This window comes from Bradyrhizobium sp. CCBAU 51745 (assembly GCF_028128715.1).
Taxonomy (GTDB): domain Bacteria; phylum Pseudomonadota; class Alphaproteobacteria; order Rhizobiales; family Xanthobacteraceae; genus Bradyrhizobium; species Bradyrhizobium manausense.
Genome location: NZ_LBJP01000033.1, coordinates 1 through 931, shown reverse-complemented (window position 1 = coordinate 931; position 931 = coordinate 1). Strand labels below are relative to the sequence as shown.

General features: G+C 65.1%; 1 protein-coding gene. It reads left to right on the top strand.

What is annotated here, in order from left to right:
• Positions 1 to 923 (top strand): IS66 family transposase (gene tnpC, locus XH98_RS12945; RefSeq protein WP_271618812.1); only part of this gene is annotated, 923 nt, incomplete at its 5' end.
• Positions 924 to 931: the final 8 nt, after the last annotated feature.

Genomic DNA, 931 nt, shown 5'->3' with positions numbered 1-931 from the left:
GTGCGGTGGCCCTGCAGCCGCTTTATCGGCTGATCGAGCGTCACGTCCTCTCCGCCGAGCGACTGCATGGCGATGACACCACGGTGCCGATCCTGGCCAAGGGCCAGACGGTCAAGGGACATATCTGGACCTACGTTCGCGACGATCGGCCGTTTGGCGGACGGGCGCCGCCGGCCGCGCTCTATTACGCCTCGCGCGACCGGCGGCAGGAGCATCCTACACGGCATCTCCAAAGCTTCTCCGGCATCCTGCAGGCCGACGCCTATAGCGGCTACAACGAGCTGTATGACGCCTCGCGCGCGCAGGGGCCGATCACGTCCGCACTCTGTTGGGCCCACGCCAGGCGCCAGTTCTTCGAGCTGGCGGACATCGCGGCCAATGCGAGGCGCGACAAGAATGCCGCAGCGATCTCGCCGATTGCCCTGGAGGCGGTCAAGCGCTTCGATGCACTGTTCGATATTGAGCGCAGCATCAACGGCCAAAGCGCCGAAGAGCGTCTGCGCATGCGCAAGGAGCAAAGCGCTCCGCCTTTGACGGCATTGGAAGCATGGCTCCGCGAGCAGCGTGCCCGGCTGTCAAACTCGTCCGCGGTCGCCAAGCCAATCGACTACATGCTGCGCCGCTGGGACCGGTTTGCTCGCTTCATCGATGATGGGCGGATCTGCCTGACAAACAATGCGGCGGAGCGCGCGCTGCGCGGCTTTGCCCTCGGCCGCAAGTCATGGCTCTTCGCCGGCTCCGAACGTGGTGCCGACCGCGCCGCCACCATGGCGACGCTAATCATGACGGCAAAGCTCAATGACGTCGATCCGCAAGCCTGGCTGGCGGACGTCTTGGCCCGCATCGCCAGCACCCCTCAAGGTCAGCTCAATGAGCTGCTGCCTTGGGATTGGAACAGAACCCCCGTTCAGTCTGCGGCCTGATCGGGCCA